General features: G+C 72.3%; 20 protein-coding genes. 3 read left to right on the top strand and 17 right to left on the bottom strand.

Going from position 1 to position 25,924, the window contains the following annotated elements:
• Window positions 1-68: 68 nt before the first annotated feature.
• The 12 genes from IF19_RS0130860 to IF19_RS0130920 form a co-directional block, all read right to left on the bottom strand.
• Window positions 69-599 carry a phage tail protein gene (locus IF19_RS0130860; RefSeq protein WP_030117552.1) on the bottom strand — a complete coding sequence of 177 codons (531 nt, stop codon included), beginning with the start codon at window positions 597-599 and terminating at the stop codon, window positions 69-71.
• A 4-nt stretch (window positions 600-603) separates the two neighbouring features.
• Window positions 604-2,580 (bottom strand): putative baseplate assembly protein, encoded by a 1,977-nt coding sequence (locus IF19_RS0130865; RefSeq protein ID WP_030117553.1) that lies wholly within the window; start codon window positions 2,578-2,580, stop codon window positions 604-606.
• Window positions 2,581-2,724: 144 nt separating this feature from the next.
• Window positions 2,725-3,174 carry a GPW/gp25 family protein gene (locus IF19_RS0130875; RefSeq protein ID WP_030121683.1) on the bottom strand — a complete coding sequence of 150 codons (450 nt, stop codon included), beginning with the start codon at window positions 3,172-3,174 and terminating at the stop codon, window positions 2,725-2,727.
• 7 nt (window positions 3,175-3,181) lie between these two features.
• Window positions 3,182-3,472, bottom strand: coding sequence for a PAAR domain-containing protein (locus IF19_RS0130880; protein WP_030117555.1), 291 nt, complete (start codon window positions 3,470-3,472; stop codon window positions 3,182-3,184).
• A 38-nt stretch (window positions 3,473-3,510) separates the two neighbouring features.
• Window positions 3,511-5,550 (bottom strand): VgrG-related protein, encoded by a 2,040-nt coding sequence (locus tag IF19_RS0130885; RefSeq protein WP_030117556.1) that lies wholly within the window; start codon window positions 5,548-5,550, stop codon window positions 3,511-3,513.
• Window positions 5,550-6,410, bottom strand: coding sequence for a CIS tube protein (locus IF19_RS0130890; protein ID WP_030117557.1), 861 nt, complete (start codon window positions 6,408-6,410; stop codon window positions 5,550-5,552). The genes IF19_RS0130885 and IF19_RS0130890 overlap by 1 nt, the downstream gene beginning before the upstream one ends.
• 5 nt (window positions 6,411-6,415) lie before the next feature.
• The gene (locus IF19_RS0130895) at window positions 6,416-6,853 is read right to left on the bottom strand and encodes a phage tail protein (RefSeq protein WP_030117558.1); all 438 of its coding nucleotides are present in this window, start codon (window positions 6,851-6,853) and stop codon (window positions 6,416-6,418) included.
• Between the two features lie 132 nt (window positions 6,854-6,985).
• The gene (locus IF19_RS1000000135565) at window positions 6,986-8,971 is read right to left on the bottom strand and encodes a hypothetical protein (protein WP_136975158.1); all 1,986 of its coding nucleotides are present in this window, start codon (window positions 8,969-8,971) and stop codon (window positions 6,986-6,988) included.
• Between the two features lie 51 nt (window positions 8,972-9,022).
• Complete coding sequence (locus IF19_RS1000000137845) at window positions 9,023-9,166, bottom strand: DUF6760 family protein (RefSeq protein WP_007457431.1); 144 nt, start codon at window positions 9,164-9,166, stop codon at window positions 9,023-9,025.
• Entirely contained in the window at window positions 9,163-9,612 is a 450-nt protein-coding gene (locus tag IF19_RS0130910; protein ID WP_030117561.1) for a hypothetical protein, read from the bottom strand. The genes IF19_RS1000000137845 and IF19_RS0130910 overlap by 4 nt, the downstream gene beginning before the upstream one ends.
• Window positions 9,612-10,055 carry a phage tail protein gene (locus IF19_RS0130915; protein ID WP_030117562.1) on the bottom strand — a complete coding sequence of 148 codons (444 nt, stop codon included), beginning with the start codon at window positions 10,053-10,055 and terminating at the stop codon, window positions 9,612-9,614. Before IF19_RS0130915 ends, IF19_RS0130910 begins: the two co-directional genes overlap by 1 nt.
• 68 nt (window positions 10,056-10,123) lie before the next feature.
• Complete coding sequence (locus IF19_RS0130920; RefSeq protein ID WP_030117563.1) at window positions 10,124-11,719, bottom strand: phage tail sheath family protein; 1,596 nt, start codon at window positions 11,717-11,719, stop codon at window positions 10,124-10,126.
• 406 nt (window positions 11,720-12,125) lie between these two features.
• Between IF19_RS0130920 and IF19_RS1000000138530 the strand changes: the two genes are divergently transcribed.
• A complete protein-coding gene (locus IF19_RS1000000138530; protein ID WP_234313274.1) occupies window positions 12,126-16,259 on the top strand; it encodes a phage tail protein in 4,134 nt (1,377 codons plus the stop codon).
• 10 nt (window positions 16,260-16,269) lie between these two features.
• Window positions 16,270-16,914: a leucine-rich repeat domain-containing protein gene (locus IF19_RS0130930; protein ID WP_030117565.1), complete on the top strand. Its 645-nt coding sequence runs from the start codon at window positions 16,270-16,272 to the stop codon at window positions 16,912-16,914.
• 5 nt (window positions 16,915-16,919) lie between these two features.
• Here the strand turns inward: IF19_RS0130930 and IF19_RS01000000135110 are convergent, their stop codons facing one another.
• The 4 genes from IF19_RS01000000135110 to IF19_RS0130955 form a co-directional block, all read right to left on the bottom strand.
• Window positions 16,920-19,130 carry an ATP-binding protein gene (locus IF19_RS01000000135110; RefSeq protein WP_032747703.1) on the bottom strand — a complete coding sequence of 737 codons (2,211 nt, stop codon included), beginning with the start codon at window positions 19,128-19,130 and terminating at the stop codon, window positions 16,920-16,922.
• Window positions 19,127-20,050 carry a Pvc16 family protein gene (locus IF19_RS1000000137265; RefSeq protein ID WP_050494006.1) on the bottom strand — a complete coding sequence of 308 codons (924 nt, stop codon included), beginning with the start codon at window positions 20,048-20,050 and terminating at the stop codon, window positions 19,127-19,129. Before IF19_RS1000000137265 ends, IF19_RS01000000135110 begins: the two co-directional genes overlap by 4 nt.
• Window positions 20,051-20,108: 58 nt before the next feature.
• Window positions 20,109-22,112: a VWA domain-containing protein gene (locus tag IF19_RS0130950; RefSeq protein ID WP_078580732.1), complete on the bottom strand. Its 2,004-nt coding sequence runs from the start codon at window positions 22,110-22,112 to the stop codon at window positions 20,109-20,111.
• 532 nt (window positions 22,113-22,644) lie between these two features.
• A complete protein-coding gene (locus IF19_RS0130955) occupies window positions 22,645-23,271 on the bottom strand; it encodes a response regulator transcription factor (RefSeq protein ID WP_030117569.1) in 627 nt (208 codons plus the stop codon).
• Window positions 23,272-23,484: 213 nt separating this feature from the next.
• On the opposite strand from IF19_RS0130955, the gene IF19_RS0130960 reads away from it, so the two are divergent.
• Window positions 23,485-24,840: a COG1470 family protein gene (locus tag IF19_RS0130960; RefSeq protein WP_030117570.1), complete on the top strand. Its 1,356-nt coding sequence runs from the start codon at window positions 23,485-23,487 to the stop codon at window positions 24,838-24,840.
• A gap of 142 nt (window positions 24,841-24,982) precedes the next feature.
• Here the strand turns inward: IF19_RS0130960 and IF19_RS0130965 are convergent, their stop codons facing one another.
• Window positions 24,983-25,918 (bottom strand): eCIS core domain-containing protein, encoded by a 936-nt coding sequence (locus IF19_RS0130965; RefSeq protein WP_030117571.1) that lies wholly within the window; start codon window positions 25,916-25,918, stop codon window positions 24,983-24,985.
• Between the last annotated feature and the right edge of the window lie 6 nt (window positions 25,919-25,924).

The following is a 25,924-nucleotide window of genomic DNA, read 5'->3' on the forward strand; positions in this document are numbered from 1 at the left end:
CAGAAACGCCTCGCACGCCACGCAGAACTCTCGCCCCGGCGGATTCCGGTGGCCGCACTCGTCGCAGGTCACAGCAGCTCCAGGGTGTATCCGACGTGGGCCGGCACCTCCGCGTCGATCAGCTCCTCCAGCCGCGCCCGGTCGCCCTCGCCCCCGGCCGCCCGGAGCCGTACGGTCACCCACGCGCGGGCCTGGCCGGGCAGCGGGGTCCCCGGGCCGGTGGACCAGGCCGTGCCGCCGCTCTCGACGATCTCCGCTTCGGCCCCGGTCTCCAGCCGCAGCGCCTCGGCCAGCCCGCCCACCGTGCCCCGCCGGGCGTGCCGGGCGACCGCGCCGCGCACCGCCGCCCGGCGCAGCTCCGGCGGGCTGCCCTCGTGCGGGTCCACGGCCACCCACTGGGCCAGCCAGTCGAGGAAGTCGCCGGGGGCGCTGCGCGGGTCCAGGTGCGCGGGCAGGTTGTCGATGGACAGCAGGACCGGGGCGAGGACGTCGTCGAGCGCCGCCAGGAACCGCTGGAGGAAGTCCTGTTCGAGGTAGACGGCGGGGAGGCCATCGATCAGCGGGTGCGGGGTCGGCAGCCCCGGTACTCCGGTGCGCATCGGCTCAGGCCCCCCTCACCCGGAGCTGGTGCTCGTAGCTGAAGACCAGCGCGTGCGGGTCCAGCGGGATCTTCGCGGTGGCGTCGGTGCGTTCACCGGTGACCGGGTCGGCCCGGTAGAGCCGTACGTCCTCCACCAGGTCCACCCCCGGCACCCGTTGGAGCACGGCGAACGCCTCCCCGGACTGCACGGGCCGGCCGAACGGCCAGCCGTCGCCGCCCGGCCCGCCGGTGAGCGGGTTGAAGTACCCGTACAGCGCGGCCAGCGCGCTCTCGCGGACCTTCTCGGCGACCGCCCCGCGCTCCGCCTGGACCAGGGCGACGACGGTCACGCCCTGGTAGAACGGCGGCTCGACCACCAGCCGGGCCCCGATCGGCCGGCGGGCGTCCAGATGCCCGGCGATCAGGGCGAGCGTGTCGGCGGGCGGGATCAGTTCGTCGAACGCGATCCGCCCCTGCCCGTCTCCGCTGCCCGCCGGGACGATGAGCAGCCGCACCCCTCCGGTCTCCGGCGACCCCTCCTCCGTACCGGCTCTGATGCAGTGGACCCGGGCCGCGTCCGGGGCGATCTCGCGGGCGAGGAGTTCGTAGTCGTGCGGGACGACCGCCCGGTGCAGGGTGCGCAGGGTCATCGGGCCGCGCACGCGGGCGCTTTCGACGCTCTCGCCGTCCACGCCCCCGAGCGCGGGCCGCCGGTTCTCGACCCGGGCGACGTACGGGATCGCGCTGCGCAGGACGCGGAGGGTGGCGCGGGCGACGTTGCCGCGCAGCCCGCCGCCGGTGCGGTAGGAGCGGACCCGGACGGTGGCGCCCTTGGCGGGGACCCGGCCGTAGTGGCGTACGGAGCCGTCCCGTTCGCGTACGGCGGGGCCGAACTCGACGCGTCCCGCGTTGGGGTCGAGGGTGATGTGCCGGTCCTCCGGGCCGGAGTGCGCGAAGTCGTCGACCCGGCTCCACCGGGTGGCGTCCGGGCCTTCGATGTCGCCGGGGGCGGCCGGCTCGACGACCTCGACCACGAACTCGCCCGGCACCACCGGTGCCCTGGCCAGCCGGAACACCTGCCCGGGGACCCCCTCCGCCTGGCCCAGCACCTCGTCCGCGACGGTCTCGGCGTGCTCGGCGGCGACGGTCGCGCCGACCGTGAACGCGGTGATGCCCCGGACGACGGGCGGGGCCAGGTATGTCGGCCGGCCCGGCTCCGCCTCGATCAGCCGGCAGCGCAGCCAGCCCCCGGTACGGCGCACGACGGCGGCCGGGGCGTGGGTGTGGGGCAGGTGGAGGATCAGTTCGCCGGACCGGTTGAACCCCCCGGTCTCGTCCTTCTCCACCTCGCAGACCGCCCACCGCGTCCCGTCCCACGCCTCCCAGAGGATCGGCGGGCGCTCCGGGTCGACGCCCACCCCGTCCACCGTGCAGTCCAGCCGGAGCGCCACCACGCCGGCGGGCACGGCGGCCGAGAGCCCGACGTACAGGCAGTCGCCGGGGGCGGGGGTGGCGCCGAAGACGGGCACGTCCCGGCCGAGCGCCAGCTCCTCGGTCCGGTCGGCGGCCTCGCCCGGCGAGGGCCAGGTCGCCAGGTGGGCGAAGAAGCAGGGGACGATGGAGAGCGGCGCCGATGTGGTGAACACGACCGCCTCCTCGGTCTCCGTACGGACGGTGGCGACCTCCGTGCCGGCGCGCACCAGCACCGGGTCCGGGCGCGGCGCGGAGAGCCGGAACGTCACCTCGGTGCGGGCGGCGGTCGGCGGGTGGAGCTGGACGCCGATGAGGTCGAGGAAGGTGAGGTAGCTCTTCTCCGGGACCCGGTTCACCCGGTAGACGAGTTGGTCGACCATGGTCGCGAACGCCTCGATCAGCGTCACCCCCGGGTCGGAGACGTTGTGGTCGGTCCACTCCGGGCAGCGCTGCTGGACCAGGCGTTTCGCCTCGTCGACCAGGCCCTGGAAGGTGCGGTCGTCCAGGTGCGGGCTGGGCAGGGTCACGCCCTCGCCTCCTCGTCGTCGTGCGTCGCGGCCGTACGGGCGGGGCTCACGCGCCGGCCTCCTCGTCGTGCGTCGCGGCCCTGCGGACCCGGATCGCGCGCCGGTCTTCCCGGCGTGCGCCGCCGCCCGCCGTACGGGCGGGGCTCACGCGCCGGCTCCCGGGTCTGCGGCCGGGCGTTCGGCGGCCTCAGCGGACTCCGCGTGCTGCGGGATCACGTAGAACGGGAAGACCAGGTTGCGGGGGTCGTTGGAGCCGCGCACGGTGTAGCCGATGTCGATGTAGAGGACGCCGTCGTCCGCCTCGTCGAACCGGACGACGATCTCGGTCACCTCGATGCGGGGCTCCCACCGCTCCAGGGCGAGCCGTACCTCGTACGCGAGTTGGCCGGCGGTCCCCGCGTCGGCCGGGGCGAACACGTAGTCGTTGACCGCGCAGCCGAACTCGGGCCGCATGGGCCGCTCCCCCGGCGAGGTCGCGAGGATGAGCCGGATCGACTCCTCCAGCTCGTGCTCGCCGCGTACCAGGGCGATGGACCCGGTGGCGTCCGTACGCGGCGGGAACGCCCAGCCCGCGCCGATGAACTGCTGTCCCACGGCCGTCTCACCCGCCGATCAGGACGGTCGGGCAGCCGGAGACCACCGGGGAGCCGCAGCCCGCCAGGTCCCCGGCCCGGGCGGCGGGCCGCCCGCCGATGAACACCGTCCTGCTGCCGGGCGGTGCGAGCACCGTCGGGGGATGGGCGGCGGGCGACGAGCACACATGGGCGGTCCCGACGGTGGCGGCGGGCTTCCCGCCGATGAGCACGGACAGGACGCCCGGCGGTCCGACCGTGCCGGGGTGGCCGGTGGGGTCGCCGACCCGGGCCGCCGGGGCGGCTGCTGCGTCGGACATACTGGTCGCTCCTCCCGCGAACATGGCCTGACCGGCCATCAATTGAGCTTGATCATCGGCGCGTTCACGTTCACCGAGCCGCCGCTCCCGATCTCCGTACGGCGGCTCCCGTCGACCGCGACCTCACCGCCCCGCACCTCCACCGCGCCCTGGGAGGCGACGTCGACCTTTCCGGTGCCGCCGTCCACGGACACGCCCTTGCGCGCGGTCAACGTGACGCTCTCCCCAACCAGTTCGAGCTTCCCGCGACCGGCGTCCAGGGCGACGCCGCCGTCCGCCCGGAGCGAGATCTTCTCCTTGGCCTCGATCGTCACGCTGCCGTCGCTGCCGATGACGATGGCCGTACCCCTGCGGTCCAGGTCGATGGTCAGCCTGCCGTCGCCGGTGCGGAGCCGGACGCCCTGCGGGCCGTTCGCGGCGTCCAGCAACTCCAGTTGGTTGCCGCTGCGGGAGGCGAAGGCGCGGCGGTTGACGGCGCCGCTGGTGGGATCGACGAGTTCGCCCCCACCGCCGCCCCCGGAGCCCCCGGCGCCTGCCCCGACACCCCCGCCGGCCACGGAACCGAAGGCACGCCCGGCCGATCCGGGAGCACCACCGGCCGCCCCCGAAGCGCCACCGGCCGACCCGGTACCGCCACCGGCCGATCCGGGAGCACCACCGACGGACCCGGGAGCACCCGCGCCGCCCCCTCCTCCGCCCCCCGGCCGGTCCTGGCCGTTGTACAGCCCCGCCAGGACGTACGGCCGGTCCAGATGCCCGTGCTCGAAGCCGACCAGGACCTCGTCGCCCACCTCCGGGATGAACGCCTCACCGCCTCCGGTGCCGTTGGCCTGCGCCGTACGCGCCCAGTCGCTCGCGTACTCGTCGGACAGCCACGGGAACCGCACCTTGACCCGCCCCGACCCCTCCGGGTCCTGCGTGTCCGTCACCGTCCCGCTGACCAGCCCGGCACACCGCGAACCCATCGGTGAGGAAACGGAGTTGGACGCCAGCCCGTACAGGGACCGCTCCTGCTGCCCCGACACGGTGATCCAGGTCTCGTACCCGCGTACGGCGTCGAAGACGTGGCGCGAGGTCGTCACGGTGTACCGGCCCTCGAACGGCGCGCCCACCGCGTTCAGCGCCACCGCGCTGCCCGCCCGCACCTCCGGATTGCCCCGGATCACCGCCTCCAGCTCCGCGAACGACCCGGCGATCCGCTCCGCCAGCGCCTTCGCCGTCAGGTCGACCTGGGCCTGCGTCCCGTACGCCGCGTCCGTCACCACGAACCGGGCCTCGCCGAACGGGGCCGACACCTCCGCCGCCGTCACCCCCAGCTCCAGCGTCGGAGTGGTCCCCGCCGGGGCGCGGCCCACCAGCGGCTGCTTCGCCCCGACGTCCCAACCGCGCACCTCCACCTCCGCGACCTGCTCGGCGGCCGACACCCCGGCCCGGCAGCGCAGCAGGTTGCTGCCCAACTCCAGTACGAGCGGGTCGCGTTCGGCCCGCGCCGAGGCGTCGGGGGCGCTGCCCGCGTCGGCCGGCTTCGTGATGTGGAGCCGCCCGTCCCGTACGTACGCCTGCGCGCCCGCCTCCTCGGCGAGTCCGCGCACGAACTCCCAGTCTGTGACGTTGGGTTGGGCGATGTGCTCCAGCACGGGCCCGGCGATGTCGACGGGGCCCGGCCGCAGTCCGGCGCGCTGGGCGACCTGGCCGCAGATGTCGGCGAGCGTCATGTTCTGGTAGCTGGCCACCCGCCGCCCCCGGAACAGCCGGTGCGACTCGTCGAGCCCGCGCACGACGGTGAACGTGCCGGAGTCGTCGAGCTCCACCTCCAGCGCCGTGACCACGCCCTCCAGCAGCGGCTTCGGGGCCGTGTCACCGCCCGCGCGGGCCAGCAGCCGCGCCTCGGTGCCGATCTTCAGGCCGGCCTGTTCCAGCAGCACCCGGTCGGGGTCCCGGAACCGCAGCAGGAACAGGTCGGGGAGCGTACGGCTGTCGTCCACATAACCTTCGACCAGGGTGTTCACGAACTTCGCGGGCAGCGGAGTCCCGCCGAACTCCACCGTCAGCGCCGTGGAGACCCCCTGGCCCGCCATCAGCCGTCCCTCCGGCCCCGGCCGCCGCCCGCGCCCGTCCCGGGCCCCGTGCCGAGCCCCCGGCCGGCCGCGCCCCCGGCCTCCGCCTTGAGCCGGGCCAGCTCGTCCAGGGCGGGCAGCAGGAGCTGGGTACCGGGGGCGAGCCGCAGCGGATCGTCGATGCCGTTCGCCTCGGCGATCACCCGCCAGGCGCCCGGGTCCCCGTACTCCCGATGGGCGAGCGAGGGCAGCGAGTCGCCCGAACCGACCCGGTGGACGCGCCGGGCGGCCAGCGCGCCCGAGGTCGGGTTCTGGCCCGGGGTCTCGCCGCTGATCTCCTCCATGGTGACCTGGCAGACCGCCCGGATCGGCACGCCGGACGTGGTGAACAGCGTGTATTTGGCGGCGACTTGGCTGACGTATCCGGGGAATCCGGTGAGCCCGCCCCAGTGGAAGACGACCCACGGCGGGGACGAACGCTGCTGCTGCCGGGTCTCGTCCGTCGGCACGCAGCAGGCGAAGAGCTGCTCGACCGAGGTGACGACCCGGGTGTCCTGGGTGTCCCCGGCATCGAAGAACATCTCCACCGTCAGCTTGCTGGGCTGCGACCCCTGGTACTCCGGCGGCCCCGAACTCTTCGCCCCCTTCGCCGGACTCCGCTTCCAGGAAGCCGCCTTGGTGAGACTCAGCTCCTTCGGGTTGAACTGGAAGTCGATCCGCCCGCACGGCCCGCCCGGGGTCAGCCCGCCTCCGGTCGGCGGCGTGCGCAGCTCCAGGTAGGCGTGCTCCAGCTTGGGCCGCGCCGCACCGCCCTTCGCCGTCGAGGCCACCCCCGACGTACCGGCCGCGCTGAACGCGATGGGTCCCGCAGCACCGCTCATCGCGCTCAGCCCTCCATCACGTAGCCGTGGTGGGCGATCTCGATGGTCTCCATGGCGACCTTGGGCGACTCCGGCGTGAACGACGGGCCGGTCCACCGCACCGGGACGACCTCCAGCAGCCCCCACTGGGCGACCTTCCGGCCGTCTCCCGTACGCGCTTCGATGTGCGCGGTCTTCCGGCTGAACCCGGTGGTCATGGTGGCGAACCAGCGCGCCACCTTCTCCGTCTCGCGGGTGAGGGGCCGCGACAGCTTCACGTTGCTGTACTTCAGCCGGGTCGGAAGCTGCCAGACGTGCCCGTTGTTGCCGCCCTCCTCCCGCGCTTCGAGGACCACCTCGCAGCCGAGGCCCTCGCACGTGTTGAACGACCCCAGCTCGATGTCGTCGATCGTCACGACGAAGCAGACGCTGACGGCGGGGTCGCTGTCCTGGGCGGTGGCCATGACACGCACCTCTCGGTTCGGTTCGGTTCGGTTCTCTTTCGGTTTGCTTCGGGTCGGTTCGCTTCGGTGGGGTCCCGGCGACGGGGCGGGGGCGGGGGCTTTCAGCGGCGGGGCTTTCAGCGGCGGGGGCTTCTAGTGGCGGGTGTTGATGAGATGGCCGGCGCGTTCGCGTTCCAGCCGGAGGTCGTTCTTCAGGAGCCTGCTCAGCGGCGCGTACAGGGCGCGGACCAGCTCGTCCGTGACGGCGGGAGCCCCTCCGCCGCCCTGCCCTCCCGCCACCTCGGGCACCGGCTGCTCGCCGCCCCCCGGTTCCGTCACGGGTACGGGCTCGGGCGGGGGCTCATCGGCGGGCTCCGGCGGGGGAAGCTCCTCCACGGGCTCCCCGGGCTCGGCGGCCCGCTGGATGACCGCCCGCGAGGTGCCCGAGACCGGCGCGCCCGCGAAGACGACACTGCCGTCGGCCATCCGCTGCGCCACCCCGGCCGACACCGCCACCGCGCCCGCCCCGCCGCCGGACCAGGGCGGGGGCGGGCCCGGCGGACCGGCGGCGCCACGGCCGGTTCCCGCCGCCCCCGGTCCCACGGAACGCGCGACCGAGGCGGGGACCGGGGGACCTCCGGCCGCGCCCACCGCCCGCCGCTGGAGGGGGCCGGGCGCGGACGGCACCCCGGCGGGAGCGGGTCCGAGCCGGACCCCGGGGCCGGCCGGTGGCCCGCCCTCCTCCGCTCCGGTCCAGCGGACCGGGACACCGCCGGGCGGTACGGCGGACCCGTCATCCGGGCCCGGCGCGGGGCCGGGATCCGGCTCGACGGCCCGCTGTACGTCGGCGTTCCTCGGAACCAGGGGCCGGTCACCGAGCAGGGGCGCGACGGGCCGCCGCGCGGGCTCGGGGTCCGGACCGGGCGGAGCCGGAACCGCGGTCACGCTCACCGTCCGCTGAACCGAACCGCCGACCCCACCAGCCCCAGCACCCCCAGAATCCCCACTGGTCCCATCGGCCCCTTCGACCCCACCACCGCGCGGCACGTCCACGACCGCACCACCCGCATCGCCCACACCATCCGCCTCGCCCGGCCCACCCGAGCCCGCGGGCCCCCGGAACGCCACTCCCGCCACCGGGTCCTCGCCCAGCAGCGGAGCGACCGCGTCCCGGCCGCCCAATCCCTCGTCCGCCCCGGCGAAGCTCCCCGCCCTGCCGAAGCCCTCCGCCCCGGCGATGCCCTCCGCCCCGGCCCCCTCGGCTCCGGTCCTGCCCGAGGCCGGTCCGCCCGAAGCCGGTCGGTCCGTGGCGGCCCGTCGCTGTGCGGTCGGCGGCAGGCCGGGCAGCGGCGCACCCAGCCCAGGTGTCCGGCGCGTCCGCTTTCCGGCGTCCCCCGCCGGAGGCGTCACGGCCCGCTGGACACCGGGACCGCCGAAGTGCGGACCGGCCCCCTGCGCGGTCGGGGCGTCCCGCGCTTCCGCGGGGGAGGGGTCCGGCACCGCCGGCCGGGCGTCCGGCACCACGGTCCGCTCCCCCACCAGACGCCGTACGGGCCACTCCTGCGCGCCCCCGGCCCCCGCCCCGTACTCGGCGGCGGACGTCATGGCCGGGCCCTCACCCCCGTACAGACGCTGCACGGGTGCGGTCCCGGCCTCCCGTACGCCGGGCTGGTCCCGCGCCTCAGCACCCCCGGCGGATCCGGCGGGCGGGCCCGCCCGTCCGGAGGGCCGCGCGTCGCCCCGCAGCGGCATGTCCACGGACCGCTGAGCGGCGACCGGCGACGACGGGGCGGGAGACGACGGGGCGGGCTCCGCGACCCCGATCCCCCGTACCAGCCCGGCCGGTGCGTCGGGGCTCACCAGGTGGCCCAGCGGTGTGCCCAGCGCGGTGTCCTGCCGCGTGGTCAGCGACGCCTCGAACTCGGCGGGAGCGGACGTCAGCCGCTGCCCCGACACCAGGCGCCGCATCGGCTCCAACCGGTCGACGTCGACCCGTCCGGCCCGCTCGTCGGCACCGGAGCCGGCCCCACCGCCAAAACCGGTGACGGAACCGGCCACGGAACCGGGCTCGGACGCACCGCTGCCGGGGCGGTCGGCGTCACCGCCGCCCACGCCCCGCAACCAGGACATCAACCCCATGAGCTTCCCGTCCTCCCCCGCACGTTCTCCTCCGGTCCGGCTCGGCCGCCGCTAGTGCCCGTTGAGGCGGGCGACCTGCGCGACGAACTTCAGGCGTTCCGGATGTTCCAGGTCCAGCAGGTCGTCCAGCGGCCAGTGGAAGTGGTAGGCGAGGTACGCGACCTCCTCGTAGAGCAGGTCGGCCGCGTACGTCACGATTCCCCCAGGCGGCCACCGGCGAGATTCACCGCGAACTCCTCGTCGCAGGACGGGCAGGTGACGGCGGCGCGGGTGTGGCCCTCGGCGTTGATCCGCCGGTAGAAGTCCTGGAGGAAGGCGAGATCGGAGGCGAACAGGTCCTCGATGACGCCGGGGTGGATGTCCTCGACCGTGCCGATGCGCGTCACGACGCGGGAGATGAGGACCACCGACAGGTACGCCGAGTTCTCCCGCACCCGGTCGTCCCGCAGCGGGACCAGCTCGTCGCGGGCGGTGGCGAGGCGCATCACCCCCGTACGGTGCACGGTGCCCGACTCGTCGACGTAACCCCGGGGCAGCTCGAACCCGAACTCCGTGCGCAGCGGCTCGCGTTGACGCACGCCGCCCCGGTCGGGCGCCGCCTCGGCCTGTTCGGGGCTCTGGAACTGGACCGACCGGCGCATCAGTCGAGTTCCATGCTCTCGTAGGTGATCGCCAGCTTCTCCGTGAGGACCGAGGTGTCGCCGGCCTTGAGCGTGCCGATCTCCAGGGACTTCGGCCAGGCGTTGATCAGCTTGTAGCGCTTGATCGGCAGGCCCTCGTAGTCGTAGACGATGACGGCCCCGTTGCGGCGGGCGCTCGTCATGCGGCCGAACCGCGAGTCCTTGATCCAGCGTTCAAAACTGTTGTCCTCGGTGAGGCCGCGCGTGACGGTGACCTCGCCGGCCTTGGGGCGGCCGGGCAGCTTCTTGATGGCGTACTTCCCGTCGGCGGTGTTCTGCTTCAGCTCGATGACGTCCTGTTCCATCTTCAGACCGCTGACCTCGGTGATCTGCTTGATGATGACGCTGTCGAATTCGAGGCCGAAGGAATGCCCGACGGAACTGTCGAGATCGGGAAGGGGCACGGCGGACTCCTTACGCCAGGCTCGGGAACGGGCTGTCGGCGGGTGCCGGGCGGGGGCGCGGCGGGGCGTCACTCATCGACGCCGCCGCTGCCGCCGGTCAGCTGGGAGAGCCGGAACACCACGAACTCGGCCGGCTTGACGGGGGCGACCCCGATCTCGCAGACGACCTGGCCCGCGTCGATGCTCTCCGGCGGGTTCGTCTCGCGGTCGCACTTCACGTAGAACGCCTCCTCGGGGGTCAGCCCGAACAGCGAGCCCTTGCGCCACTCGTTGACCAGGAACGCGGAGACGGTGCGCCGGACCCGGGCCCACAGGGCGTCGTCGTTCGGCTCGAAGACGACCCACTGGGTACCGGCGAGGATCGACTCCTCCAGGTAGTTGAAGAGTCGCCGCACGTTCAGGTACCGCCAGGCGGGGTCGGAGGCGAGCGTCCGCGCGCCCCAGACCCGGATGCCCCGGCCGGGGAAGGAGCGGATGCAGTTCACCCCGATCGGGTTGAGGAGGTCGTGCTCGCCCTTGGTGAGCTGGGTGGCCAGGGCGACGGCTCCCCGGACGACCTCGTTCGCCGGGGCCTTGTGCACCCCGCGGGTGTCGTCGTTGCGCGCCCAGATCCCGGCGACGTGCCCACTGGGCGGTACGAGGGAGGCGCGGCCGGACGCGGGGTCCGCGACGCTGATCCAGGGGTAGTAGAGCGTGGCGTACTTGGAGTCGAAGCCGGCCTGCCCGGTGCGCCAGCCGCGGACCTGCTGCGGGGTGAGGCCGGGCGGCGGGTCGAGGATCGCGACGCGGTCGCCCATCAACTCGCAGTGGGCGACGATCCCCTGCTGGACGGCGACGACCGCGTCGAGGTCCAGCAGTCCGCGCCCGTACGCGCTCATCAGGTCCGGGACGGCGACCATGGTGACCTCGTCCACCGCTTCGAGCCCGCCGAGCCCCGTACGGCGGTCGGCGTCCCCGACGTACACCTCGGGGGCCAGCGCTCCGGCGCCGCCCGGTGCGGGGGCGGCCGGGGCGAGGACCACCGTCTGCGGGCCGGGCGGGGCGGGCGCGGGGCCGCGGCCCGACTCCCGTACCTCGATCAGCTCCGACGTGGCGTTGACGCGGGTGGCGACGTTGTCCTTGCTGCGCTTGGTGGTGACGGAGGCGTACGTCTCCGCGACCCGGCCGTCGCGCAGCACGAGGAACCGGAAGACGTCGGCGGGCGGGTCGTCGCCCTGCACCGGGGCGACCTCCACGCTGATCTCGCCGCTCACCCCGGGCCGGGCGCGTACGGCGTAGGGCCCGACGGGGACCTCGGCCCCGGGCGGAAGCTCTCCGCCGGCGCCGCCGGCGCGCTCACCGGCGGCGTGCTCACCGCCTGTGTGCTCACCGTCGTCGCCGCCGTCCGGGGAGACGGCCGTGCCGTCGTCGACCCGCACGATGTAGCAGATGCCGCCGCCGTTGGCGAAGAACCCGTAGACGGCGGAGGCCAGGTGGGCGCCCTCGGTGAAGTCGCCGAACGTGGCGACGAACTGGCTCCAGTTGGTGATCAGCGTCGGCTCGTCGAACGGCCCCTTCTGGGCGAAGCCGACGAAGGCGGCGACCGAGGTGCCCACCCCTTCGATCGGCCGGGACCCGGACTCGACCTCTTCGACGTAGACGCCGGGGGACAGGTACGACGGCATAGGGGCCTCTCCTCGGCACACTCCTGGGCGTACTGCTCGACGGGGGACGCGGGCCATTGTGGCCACTGCGGCGATCACCGGGAACGGACGGTCGGCCGCCCGCCCGCGCACGCCGGGCTGCCCGATGAGGCAACGCGACCACGTCGGGGATGCCGCCCGGCCCTGCCCCGTACGAGGGTCGCGCGCGCTCGGTACGCCCTCCGGCTTCCCGGCACCGTGGCAGGCACTACGCGAGCACCGCCTCCTGGGGCGGCCGCCTGGCGGCCTTCACTCGGCCTTCGGGCTGCCAGCCGGCGACCTCGGGCGGCCTCCGGGCTGCCTGCCGACGGCCTCGGGTTTCCTTCGGGCGGCTTCGGGCCGGGGGTCTCCTGGCCGGCGGGAGCGGAAGGGCGGGAGGGGGCGGCGGATGAAGGCGGTTCCGGAGAAGCCTTCCGAGACCTCGCGCCCCGGCACACCGCGGACGGACGCGTCGCCCCGGCCGGCCCTCTCGCCCCCCGACCGCCGCTCCCTCCAGCGGCTGCAGCGCATGGCCGGGAACGGGGCGGTCTCCCGGCTCGTCGCCCAGCGGTACACCGCACCGGTCAAACCGGCCCCGGCGCAGTCGCCCCGCTTCCGCGGCGTGAAGGCCGACGTGGCGGCGAAGAAGACCCGGCTCGCCGCGCACGCCCCGGCGGCTGCGGAGTCGAAGGCGTCGCAGGACGCGGCCGTGGCCCCGCCGGACGACAAGGAGGCCCAGGGCAAGGCGGCGAACGCCGAGAAGATGAACGCGGCGAAGCCCGGGGAGTTCGACAAGAAGGCGTTCATCGACGCCGTGAACAAGGCGATCGACGCGCAGGCGCCCAAGAACCTGGACGAGGCGGACAAGTTCTCCGGGTCCGGCAAGGCGGACCAGGTCAAGGCCGAGGTCGACGGCAAGGTCACCGACGGCAAGGAGTCCTCCGCCAAGGACATCGACACGGCGACGAAGGCCCCGCCCGACACGTCCGCCGCCCAGGACAAGGACGTCACCCCGCTCACCCCCGACCGGGCCCCGGGCAACCCGGGCGCTCCGTCCGCCGCGGACGCGGTGCCGGAGAAGCAGCCCGCGGCGGTGACGGACTTCTCCGAGGGCCCGGCCGCCAACGACCAGGCGATGGCGGACGCCGAGGTCACCGAGGAACAACTCGCCAAGGGCAACGAACCGGAGTTCGACGAAGCGCTGTCGGCGAAGAAGAGCTCCGAGGCGGACGCGGCGAAGGCGCCGGCGAAGGGGAGGGCGGCGGAGGACCGGCAGCTCTCCGCCGCCAAGGAGAACGCGGCGGCCTTCGGAGCCCAGGCGATGGCCGGGCTCACCGCGACCCGGGCCGCCGCCGGAAAGCAGGTGGACGGCGGCAAGAACGACACGAAGTCGAAGGACGAGAAGAAGCGCGCCGAGGTCACGGCCAAGCTCCAGAAGGTCTACGACGGCACGAAGAAGGACGTCGAGGACGTCCTGTCCGGCCTGGACAAGAAGGTGGACACGGCGTTCACGTCGGGCGAGAAGGCGGCGCGGGACGCGTTCACGGCCGACCACAAGAGCCGGATGAAGAAGTACAAGGACAAGCGGTACTCGGGCCTCATGGGCAAGGGCCGCTGGATCAAGGACAAGTTCGCCGGCCTCCCGAAGGCGGCGAACGACCTCTACCAGGAGTCCCGCAAGCTCTACGTCTCCCGCATGCAGACGGTCATCTCCTCGGTGGCGGACATCATCGGCGCCGAACTCGGCAGGGCGAAGGCCCGCATCGCCAAGGGCCGCACGGAGCTGAAGGCTGAGGTCGACAGACTCCCCGCCGACCTGAAGCAGTTCGGCCAGGAGGCCGCGAAGGACTTCGCGGGCAAGTTCGACGACCTGGAAGCCACGGTCGACGAGAAGTCGGAACAGCTGGTCCAGGACCTGGCCCAGAAGTACACGGCGGCGCTCGACAAGATCGACGAGGAGATCAAGAAGCTCCAGGAGGCCAACAAGGGGCTGATCGACAAGGCGAAGGACGCCATCGTCGGGGTCATCAAGACGATCAACGAGCTGAAGAACCTGCTCCTCGGCATCCTCGCCAAGGCCGCCTCCGCGATCATGAAGATCATCAAGGACCCGATCGGCTTCCTGGGCAACCTGGTGAGAGCGGTCGGCGCGGGCCTGAACCTGTTCATCACGAACATCGCCGACCACCTGAAAACCGGGGTCGTCTCCTGGCTGCTCGGTACGGCGGTGAAGGCGGGCCTGGACCTCCCGCAGAGGTTCGACCTCAAGGGCATCATCCAGCTCATCGGCTCCATGCTCGGCCTGACCTGGGACAACATCCGCGCCCGCGTCACCCGCAAGGGCGTCCCCGACGAGGCGATGTCGGCCGTGGAGACCTCGGTCCCCGTGGCGAAGAACCTCGCCGCCGAGGGCCCGGCGGGCGCGGTCAAGGAGATCCAGGCCGAAGCGGGCGACCTCAAGGCCACGATCCTCGGCAAGCTGACGACCTACCTGATCCCCACGGTCCTGATCGCGGGCATCACCTGGATCATCTCCCTGCTGAACCCCGCGTCGGCGTTCGTCCGGGCCGTCAAGGGGATCATCGACATCGTCACGTTCATCGTGACGCAGGGCGCGCAGATCGCGGACTTCGTCAACGCGGTCCTGGACGCGGTCATCGCCATCGCCAACGGCGGCCAGGCCGGCGTCCCCAAGCTCATCGAAGCCGCCCTCGCCACGAGCGTCCCCCTCCTGATCGGCTTCCTGGCCGCCCTCCTCGGCATCGGCGGCCTGGCCAACAAGGTCCAGTCGGTCTTCCAGTCGGTCTCCCGCCCGGTCACCCGCGCCATCGACAAGATCGTCGACTTCATCGCCAAGAAGGGCAAGGCGCTGTGGCGAAAACTCCGAAAAGACAAGGAAGGCAACGAACGCAGGGATCAGAAAAAAACCAGCCCCAAGGACGGGAAGGAGAGCTCCCTCGACAAAAGAAAGCTTCTGAGGGAAGGCGTCAGGGCCGCATCGAAGGAGCTTGACAGGCACGAGGGCGAACTCGTTCCAGAGTCGAGCGTTCGCGTGAAGTTGAGCACGATCAAGGCCCGGTACAAGCTGACCGAGCTTCGAGCATTTGAGGACGGTGACAGCTGGAGGATCGAAGCAGCGATCAACCCCCGAGCCTCAGCGAAATCAAAGGCCCCCACCAAGAAGCAGCTCATGACGAGCATGCGGAAGTCTCTCGGTGACTACGGACCCAAGAGAGCACAGGAGATACACAGAGAATGGGGAAACCAATTAGGCAAGTCAAGAATAGGAGGGATCTCCATTTGGGACGAGACATCCCTCAAGGGGACAGAGGAAGAGGCCCTGAAGGATTTACAGAAGAACGTGACAGGAAGGGCGCTCATAGGGTACTTCAAAAAGACGCGAGGAAAGGATCTGGCAGAGACCGACACCTTTCATAAGTACGCTCTGCACGAAACGAAAACCGACCCACCTCATACGGTTCGCGCTGATTTCATTGGCGCCATGTCACGAGGCGCACTCATCTGGATCACAGGAAAGGAGGGCGGAGAGAAGCGCATAAAATCGATCGCCACGGACGAAGACGATGCAAAAGTCATCAACAAGCTTCCGGGCATCGGATTCGAGCTGAAAAACTACCGGTACGGCCGCTTCACCCATCTCCCCAACACGGGCGAGGAGGCGGATGCCAACCTGGTGGATGCCGTAGCGAAGTGCGAAGGTCCCCCGGACAAGCCGATCATCAATTTCCTGAAACTGATAGTCAAACCCGGCGCGACGGTCAACGGCATAGACTCGACCGAGTTCCTCAAAATATGGAAAAAGGGAGGGGCAAGCACCGGCTGGGTCAAGGAGCAGTTTCGCGCAGCCCGCCCCGGGCACCACGAGTGGATTCCTACGAACTATATCGGCCGGGTGCTCGAAACCGCGATCGAGAGCAGGGATCGCGACGGAATAGACACCGCCGTCGAGTGGATCACACTGCAGCATGCCCTACGCTCCTTCACCGGCGACGTCCTGTGGGACATGAAAATCGACAGCACGACGACCGCCATTACGCGCGACAATTTTGCAGCCCACACGGGTGCATACGCGGAGAACACCTACAGCTCAGTCGCCGACCCGATATACCACGGAGATCCGAAGAAGCGCCATCTTCCCCAGGACCCTGAGACGCGCATCCCCAGCGGGGGCTTACGTGGGATATTCGAGGCATTCCTAGAAAGTCCTGACCAGGCGGACAAAACAGCTAGAGGGTTCCTGTCCCACCTCCAAGCCCTTCTTGAGAGCGGAAAACTCATGTGGGACGGGGAGATCAGCCCGGACTTCCCCGAGGATGTATACACCGTCCCCGTCATGGGCACCTATAAGAGAAAAGTTGTGACCATCGACACCCAAACAAGCGTGAAAACCATAACAACGGTCGAGATGGTCAACATCCCCGTCAAGGAACTGGCGGACAAGCAGAAAGAGAACTACCAGCGAGTCCTACAGGATTTCTTCGAAGCCCGAAAGGCTCTCGAAGGTCGAGGAAATGCCGGATAGGAGTGCAGAAATGGACGCATCTGTTCAGGAAAGCATCCGCAAAAAGGTGGGACACGAGGCGCCATTCGAAACCGCCGAGCTGGCCGCAATCACATCGATCAACATCAATTCCGCTCACTCACTGGAAGGACTGGAGAGCCTTCACGCCCTACGGATCCTCATCATGAACGGATGCAACGTTCCTTCGATCGGCCGGCCTTTGCAGGACATGCGGTCCCTGGTCGCTGTGATCTCACACAACAGCGCACTGTGCGACATTTCTGGACTGAGTGAACTACAGCTGGACCGAATGGATCTGCAGAGGAACAGGATCGAGGACCTCACGCCCCTCCTCGCGCAGGCGAACCTCATGGAAGTGAACGTGACGGGGAATCCGTTGAATCGCCACAGCTACCGGAGCGTGATCCCGGAACTGATGGATAGAGGGTGTCGCGTGATTCACTCCGGGGAAACCGAATGGGCACTGGGACTACGGATGAGCGAAGAAGGAATACCGTTCTCCTACTATGAAAGCGCGGAGGGGTACCGGCTCTGCCGCCCCGGGCTGCGATTCACATCCGTCCCGGAACTGAACCACCCCATCATCGCTCCAGAAGAGCTCGATGCGCTGCTGACCGAGAACCCTTCCGCCGTCGCTTCGTTGTTTGAGAAGTAGCTCCCTCACCCCTGCACCAGCCCCAGATACGGCCCGAACTCCGACGCCAGCGTCAGCCGGCCCAGTTTCTGGTACTCCCGCTGGATCGCGTGGATCACCGTCTCCATCGTCACCGCGCTCCCCGCCTCCGCGGCCAGGTACGCCGATGTCACGGCGATCGACCGGATGTTGCCGCCCGCCAGCTCGAAGTTCTCGGCGCAGAAGGCGAGGTCCAGGTCGGCCGACCTCGGAAGCGTCGGGCCCAGGCAGCGGTCCCAGAGGAGCAGGCGTTGTTCGGGGTCCGGGACCGGGAAGTCGACGACCAGGTCCAGGCGGCGGGTGAAGGCGTCGTCCAGGTTGGCGCGGAGGTTGGTGGCGAGGACGGCCAAGCCGTCGAAGGACTCCATGCGTTGCAGGAGGTAGGCGCTCTCCACGTTGGCGTAGCGGTCGTGGGCGTCCTTCACGTCCGAGCGCTTCCCGAAGATCGCGTCCGCCTCATCGAAGAGCAGCACGCCGTTCACGCCGGCCGCCTCCGTGAAGATCCGCTCCAGGTTCTTCTCCGTCTCGCCCACGTACTTGTCGATCACCGTCGCCAGGTCGACCGTGTACAGGTCCAGCCCCAGATCGGCCGCGATCACCTCCGCCGACATCGTCTTGCCGGTGCCCGAGTCGCCGGCGAACAGGGCAGATACGCCTCGCCCCCTCCCCCCGCCCGGCCGCATGCCCCACTCCCCCAGCACCCGGTCGCGGTGCCGGGCGCGCGCGGTGAGTTCGCGGAGCTGGGTGCGGGTGTCGGGCGGAAGGACCAGGTCCTCCCAGCCCACCGTGGGTTCGATGCGACGGGCCAGGCGGTCCAGGCCCGCCGCGTTCTGGGCGCGGGCCCCCTGACGTACGTGGTCGGCGGTCAGTTCCCCGCCCGCCAGCCGAGCCGACTGGGCGGCGGACCGGGCGGCCCCGGTGATCTGTTCCGGGGTGAGGAGGAAGGGGGCCAGCAGGTGGTCCGGGGCGATGCCGGGCGGCAGCGGGGCGGCGATGGCGGGCGGGTGCCCCGGGCTGGCCCCGGCGGGGAGCGCGGCGGCGTCGCCGGACGGGTCCCCGTGGCCGACCTCGGGCGGGCGGCCTCCGTGCCCAGCCCCGCTCATGGGCCCTCGTCCCGCCCCGGCCGCCTGCTCGTACGCCTCCCGCCACAGCGCCCCCCGCGCCGACGGCTCCACCCGGGGCGCGTGCAGCAGCAGCGGCGGGACGGCCGACCACGACGCGTCCCAGGGCGCCCGGCCCACCAGGACCGTCGGGACCGGGGCCGCCGTGAGGAGCCTGAGGAGCCCCGGGCGGTCCCGGGACACCGCGTCCAGCGGCGCGCACACGAGCCCCGCCCCGGTCAGGCGCGCCTCCCGGACCAGGGCGCGCACCGCCTCGGCGGGCGACGAATCCTCCGCCAGCCGGGCCAGGTCCAGGCCCAGCACCCCCAGGCCCGCCCGCGCCAGCGCCGACGCGGCCAGTGCCGTGCCCGCCCCGCCCTGGTCCTCGCTCAGGTACGCCAACGCGACCCCGTCCGCCAGCACTCCGGCGAGCGTGGCCGGGTCGCCCGCCCCGGCCACGGCCTGCCACGGGGCCAGCAGCTCCGCCAGCCGGGGGTCCGGGGCGTCGTCGCCCAGCAGGTGCGCGGCCACCCGGTCCGGCACCCGCAGCGCACGGCTCAGGAACGGCCGGTTCAGCTCCTCCACCAGCAGCAGCCCGCCCGCCCGGAGCGGGGCGCCCGCCGCCAGCCGGGCCCGGGCCGCCGGGTCGGAGAGCGCCGCACCGCACAGGCCGAGGGCCAGCCCGATGGAGGGACGGCGACGGGACACGTCGTCGTTCAGGTAGCCGTAGAAAGCCTCGAAACGGTCGTCCAGATCCGGTACGAGCGCGATGAGCAGGATCTCCGTGTCGAGCACGGTGAGACCGAACTCCCGCGCCAGTCGGCCCAGTCGGGAGGCCGCTTCCTCCTCGGAAGCCTCCGCCCCGTCCCGCAGACCCTCGGCCGCGAAACCGGCCGTCGTCGGAAACCCCCGCGCCCGCTCGTCGTCCAGCAGCCGCGCGATGCTCTCGTCCGTCAGATACAGGCCCCGGAAATCGTCGTCCGGGTCCGGGTCGGTGCTCCTCCGCAGCTCCACCGCGTGCCGGATGCGCCGCTCCACGGCCGCCGTCCGGGCGAGCAGATGCCGGAGGTCCGGGCCGACGCCGTCCCCCGCCGTCATCCGTCCCTTCCCTCGTCCGCCTCGTCCGTCTCGTGCGCCCTGCCTGCCTTGCCCGCACCGCCTGCCCCGCCTGCCTTGCTCGCCTTACCCCCCTCGTCCGCAGCCGACGTCCCCCGCCGCCCCGCGCCCCCGCTCGCGTCCCCGGGCGCCGTCCCCCGCCGCTCCGTGATCCGCAACGACACCGCCCGCCCCCGCTCGCCGCCCGGCGCGGCGGCAGACGGCACGCGGGCCGGCCGGCCGGGACGCGACCCGTACACCGGCAGCCCCGGCCGTCCAGGCTGCGGCTCCGTCGCACCCACGCCCGCCCCCGCCCCCGCACCCGCGCTCTCCCCGGGAACCGACGCGGGCATGTCCCCGAACTCCGCGCGCAGCCCCTCGTCGCCCACCGGCGGGCCCGCCTCGTAGACCGGCGAGGCCGTCACCGGAACACTGATCACCAGGTCCAGCGAGGGTTTCAACTCGCCCCCGAGGGCGCTCCACACATCGGCGAACGACCGGTCCTCCGGCGGCGGCAGCGCGATCGACATCGGTACCGCGGCCCCCACCGCCGCCAGCGTGCCCGCCAACCGCTCCGGTGGCAGCGCCTCGTACCGCAGCAAGCAGGCCAGCAGGGAGGAGAGCAGGCGGTGTTCGTCCTCCGGGCGCTTGGTCCACGCCGTGATCAGGTACGACAGCTTGAAGTAGCGGGGTGGGCGGCGGCGCGCGACGATCGCCCCACGCTCGTCGTACTCGTTGTGCAGGCCGCGCTCCCGCCGCCGCATGTCCTCACGGATGTCGTAGAGGTAGAGGTTGACCATCGGCGCGTTGACCTTGGCCGCCCACTCCCGGGTCGGGGCGTCGAAGACCACCGCGATCTGACGGCCCTCCAGCACCTCGGCCCGGATCAGGGACCGCAGGACGTCGTCCACTTCATGGATCATCCGGCGACCGCCTCAGGGCGTGTCCGGCGGTTCTCGACCGGGTCCACGACGGGCGTCCTCATGACCGGCCCGCGAAGTCCGGGGGCTGGAGGTTGCGCTGCACGACGAGGACCGGTTTGCGCAGTCGTGGCAGGTCACGGGCGTCCGCCCGCAGAACGCGCGGGCCCAGCGTGTCCTTCCGCAGGACCAGCACCTGCACCTCGAACGTGCCGTCGCGGCCCACCCGCACACCGGACCGGTCGGCGGTGATGCCGATGTTCCACGTGAAACGTACGGTCTCCCCCGGCGGGTAGTCTCTGCCCCGGGCCAGTACGGGCTGCCCCGGCTTCGCCACCTGCGGGGTGACCGTCAGCGAGGGCTGGAGGACCCGCAGCCGTTCCACGTCCCGGTTGTTCGCCGTACGCCGGTCGGGCAGGGCACCGCGCACGGAGGCTCGTACGTCGCCGGTGACCGCCGCCCGGTAGGTCGCCGTCTGCGTCACCTCGACCCGCCCCCCGGGACGGATCGTGCAGGGACGCGCCGCCGTGCACCGGCCCACCGCGGGCAGGCTGCGGTCCTCCGCCTTCTCCGTCCTCGGCCAGACCGTCCCGAGGACGACGCCGGTCGCCGTGTCCGGGCCCGCGTTCGTGATCGTGAACCGGGCGGAGGCGGGCCGCCCCACGTACGTACGGTCCGGGCTGACGTCGGCCCGCACCGCGAGGTCCGAGACCGGGGGCGGTGGAGGCGGCGGCGGGGCGGGCGGGTCCGGCGGGACGACCGGTTCCAGCACCTCGAACCGTGCCGTGTCCGCGCCCGTGTTGCCCGCCGAGTCGGTGGCGGTACAGGTCACCGTCGTCAGACCGACCGGGAACAACGATCCGGACGGCGGTGCGCAGGTCACCGGCAGCGCCCCGTCCTGCGGGTCCGTCGCCGTTGCCGTGTAGTCGATGCGTACGCCGTCGTCGTCGGCGGCCCTGGCCGTACGGTCGTCCACGGTGACGACGGGCAGGTCGATGTCGTTCACGGAGATGCTGATCCGTTGCTGGAAGTCGGGGTCGTCCACGGCGGCCGGCCCGACCGTGTCCGTCCCGGGCACCTGGGTGCCCAGCAGGAACTGCACGGTGCAGGTCAGCGTCGCGCCCTGCGGGGCGTCCTCGGACACGTCGACCGTCTCCGCGAAGTGCGCGGTCTCCCCGCTGGTGAGCCGGCGCGTCGGCGGGTCGAGGGCGACGGTCAGATGCGGATCGCAGGCGTCGAGGCGGTAGCCGACGGAGGTGGGGAGGTTGTCGAAGCCGTCGATGATGGCCTCGGCGACCCGGTCCCCGTCGATGCCTTCGAGCAACCGGCCGCCGGTGGCCTCGATGATGCGGGTGGCCTGGCCGGGAGTCGTGGGCGGGTCCTCGACGTAGTCCGGGTTTCCGGCGTCGCCGTTGCCGTTGAGACCGTCACCGATGGTGCTCTCCACATCGACGCCGATGACGCGAACGCCCTTGTCCTGGAGCGCGAAGATGGTGTCGTCGATGGAGTGCCCGTTGCTGGGCGCGTGGCTGGAGGCGTCGCTGACCAGCACGACGACCGGGCTGGCGCCCTCGCGGAACTCCGTCGCACCGCCCGCGCCGTCCGCGATCTGCCACAGCCCGTTGATCCAGTCCTCCGAGGGGCCCCGGCTGGCGCCCCCGAGATCGGTCCTCAGCCCGTCGACGCCCTCCTGCACCTTCGTCAGGTCGTCCGTCAGCCCGGTGAGCACCTTGAAGCCCGCGTCGACATCGCCCTCCTGGTCACCGAAGGTGGCGACCGCGAACCGCGAGTCGGGCTGCTCGGCCAGGATCTTGCCGGTGATGGCGGGCAGGTTCTCCCGGACGCTCCCGATCGGGTCGGCCATGCTCGCCGTGCCGTCCACCAGCAGGACCACATCCGGCCGCGGCGGGATCGCCGGCGTCCGCACCTGCTTGTCCACCCCCGTCGAACCGCCCGGGTCCAGCACCTCCTCCAGCTTCGCCGGAGTCACCCACGGCTCCGGGGGCACGGGGACCGCGGAGGCCACGCCGCCCGCCCCCGAGACGGGGACGAGCCCGGCGATCAGCACCAGGAGAAGAGCGCACGCGCCCGAACGGCCGTGCCGCGCACCGGCGATGCGCCCCGACAGCCCGACCGCAGGCCGACCCCGCCCGGCCGTACGCCGACGCGGCCCAACCGCGCGCCACAGCGAACCCGCCCCCGGCTGAAGCCACCGCACAGCGTTCCCCTCCCCGTGTCCCGCCCGCTACCCGCCGACCACCGTCGCGCACCGGCCCGCCGCGCACCGAGGAGGGCGAGCCAGACCCCCGGGAAGACCTGACTGCCCGATGGTGCAAGGACCCTGCCGCAGCGGGGCCGCGCCCAGCCGCACACGCGACGCAGAGGGCGGCAGCCGCCGAAAGAGAGGCGTCGGACGAGCCCGGGACAGGTGACAACGAGACGGGACGGGACGGGACGGGCGACACGGTGACGGGACATACGCCACGAGAACGGGAACGGAGCAGGAAGCACGAGGCCGGAGCAGAAAGCACGAGGCCGGAGCAGAAAGCACGAGCACGGGACAGGAAACACGAGACCGGAACGCGCGCCGCGAGGCGTCAGATCAGTCCCTGGCGCATCGCGTACGCCACCGCATGGGAGCGGTTGCGCAGTTGCAGGCGGGTCATCACCGAATGCAGCACGTTCTTGATCGTGCGCTCCGAGTACGCCAGCTTCGTCGCGATGTCCGCGGTGTCGTACCCCTCCGCGACCAGGCGCAGCACGTCCACCTCGCGCGAGGCCAGCCCGGTGAAGTGCAGGCCGCGCGGCCCGAGCACCTGGCCCTGGAGCCTGCCGACCTCTTCGAGGAGGCGTCCGAGCAGGTCGGAGGGGAGATGCCCCTCGCCCCGCGCCACCGTGCCGATGACCTGCACCAGATGGTCCGGGGTCGAGTCGGACCGCCGGACGACCCCCGCCACCCCGCACTCCGCCGCGCTCACCAGCTTCTGTTCGTCGATGTCCCGGGTCACCAGCACTGTGCGGCAGGTGCTGGTGCGCTGGATGTTGCGCAGCACCCGCAGGACTTCGTCGTCCACCGTGTCGACCACCAGGAGCACGACCTGGGGCGTCGGCTCGCCGCCGTCCTGCTCGACGACGCTGACCTCGGGACGGGCCCGCAGCTGACTGGCCACTCCGGCCTGGGAAATCGGGTCCTGCGCGCGTAAAGAGACAGTGATGCGCTCCATGCGAATGCTCCCCCTGGGCACCAGCTGGAAGCGTCACACAGCAGGCACAAGCTCCACAGCTGTATTCGTCCGCCCCATCTGTCGTGAGGCGGTCAGAGGATTCCCGCTCCCCCAGATGAGGAAACAGAAAGGGTGCTACGGGCACCGAAGTTGCCCGAAAGTGTTCCTCCGTGACCGGTGTCCGTCCACCGGAGCGGCTCTACCGTCCGCCGTATGAGCCTTACCGCGAGCCTCGACGCGTCCGCCGTCACCGTCGTACCGGGCGAGGAGACGACCCTTCCCCTGCAGATCCTGAACTCCGGCCGGACCGTCGAGGAGTACCACTTCGAGGTGGTCGGCGCGTGTGCCGCCTACACGGCGGTGGAACCCGCGGTCCTCTCCCTCTACCCGGGCGACTCCGGGTCGGTGTCCGTGATGATGCGCCCGCCGCGCGACTCGGCGGTCCTCGCGGGGGAGACGACGTTCGGGGTCCGGGTGACGCCGGCCGGGGACCGCGGCGAGACCGTGGTGCCGGAGGGCCGGGTGACGGTCCTGCCGTTCACCGAGACGACCGCCGAACTGGTCCCGCGCAGTTCGAACGGGTCGCGCGGCGGGCGGCACCAGTTCGCCGTGGACAACCGGGGCAACGTCCCGGTGACCGTACGGCTGGGAGCCCGCCCCGGTACGGACCAGGCGCGGGTGGTGTTCGCCGCCTCCGAGCTGCGGATCGAGCCGGGGCACGCGGAGTTCGCGAAGCTGCGGGTCCGCCCGGCGAAGCGGATGTGGCGCGGTACGCCGGTGACGCACGCCTTCCAGGTGTTCGCGGCGCCCGAGCCGCCCGAGGGCGAGGAACCGCCGCCTCCGGTGCTGGTGGACGGCTCCTACCAGCAGGACCCGATCCTGCCGCGGTGGCTGCCCCGGGCGCTGGCCACCGCCGCGCTGCTGGTCCTCGCCCTGGTGGGCCTCTGGTACGCGCTGCTGCGCCCGGCGGTGAAGTCCGCGGCCCGGGAGGCGGTCACGCCCGAGGCGGTACGGTCGGCCGCCGCGGCGGACCGGAGCAAGGCGCCCGAGGAGGGCGGACAGGGCGGGGCGGACCCCGGAGGGAGCGCGTCCGCCGGTACGGGCCCGGGCGGCGGATCGGGCGGCGCCACCCCGTCACCGGGCCCGTCGGCCTCGGGCGCCACCGGGGGCGGCGGATCCGGCGGCGGTACGGGCGGCGGGGCCCCGACCAGTGCGCAGGCCCGGGTGCAGGACGCGGTGGGCGGCGGCGCGAATACCGGGACGGCCCTGACGGTTCCGGCCGGCCAGACCTTCCAGCTCACCGACATCGTGGTGCAGAACCCGCAGGGCGACGCGGGCACGGTCACCGTCACGGCGGGCGAGGACACCCGGGTCCTGAGCCTCGGGCTGGAGAACTTCCGCGACTCCGACTACCACTTCGTCACCCCGATCCTGGTGCCGGCGGGCGGCAAGGTCACGATGACCATCGACTGCCGTCGGATCGGCAAGCCGGTGGGCGCCCCGGCCCCCTCGCGGTGCGCGACCTCGATGTTCCTGGGCGGAACGATGCGCCCGGACGCGACGGACTGAGCAACGCAACCGACCGTCGTGGCACGCACCCGAACGTCGTGACACGCACCCGGGCGGCCCACCCGCGCCCGGAGCGCTCCCACCGGGCAGGCAGTCCCACCAGCCCCGGGGCGGCCCACCGCGCCCGGGGCGGTCCCAGAGGTCACGCCGGAGGCGCTTCCTCCTCTTCCTCCTCCGGCTTCTTCCCCACCGCCCGCTGGACGAAGGAGCCCTGGACGTCCGCAGGCTGCTCGTCCTCGTCCTCCGCGGCCGTCCGCTGTACGGCGGAAACAGGCGTGGAAACAGGCGCGGGCGCGGGGACCGCCACCGGGGCGGGCGCGGACGAGGCCGTCTCCGGCGCGGGCTCGGCCAGCACCCGGTCCGCGTTGGCGACGGCCTCCTGCTCGAACCGGTCCGAGGGGTCGCTGACCCGGATCCCGCCCGGCGCCTCGGTGCCCTCCACCGGACCGTTGCGCTGCTGGATCACATGGGTCAGCTCATGTGCGAGCGTGGTGCGGCCCTGCGGTGACGAGGGGTCGTAGGCGTCGCGCTGGAACACCACGTTGTTGCCCACGGTGTAGGCGTGCGCCCCGACCCCCTTCGCCGACTCGTGCGCGGCGGTGTCGTGGTGCACCCGCACGTCGGAGAAGTCCGCGCCCATCCGGCTCTCCAAGTCCGCACGGGTGTCGGTGTCCAGGGGCGAGCCTCCGGAGGAGATCACGTCGTGCACCGGCGACCGCCGCTCCTCAGTCGGCCGGGCCCCGTGCTCGGTCCCGGCCGTTTCTGCGGCCGTCTCCTCGGCCTCGGACCGGGACCTGGACCGCTGGACCATCGCCCCGAGAGCGCTGTTCCCGACCGTGCGCTGGAGCAGTCCCATCCCGGCCGTCCCCACCACATCGGCCCGTCCGGCGGCCGCCGCCCGGAAGACGTGGTGGGCCCGTTCGCCGGGCGCGTCCGCGGCATGGTCAGCGCGCTGCTCCCCGCCGTGCTCGTCACGCTCGTGGGCCGGCTCCCGCTCTCCGGGCCCCTGGCGCTCGCCGTGCCCGTGGTGCTCATGCCCGTCGTGGGGTTGCTCGATGTCGTGCGCGTCCATGCTCATCTCCCC

The organism is Streptomyces californicus (assembly GCF_000717645.1).
Classification (GTDB): Bacteria; Actinomycetota; Actinomycetes; order Streptomycetales; family Streptomycetaceae; genus Streptomyces; species Streptomyces californicus.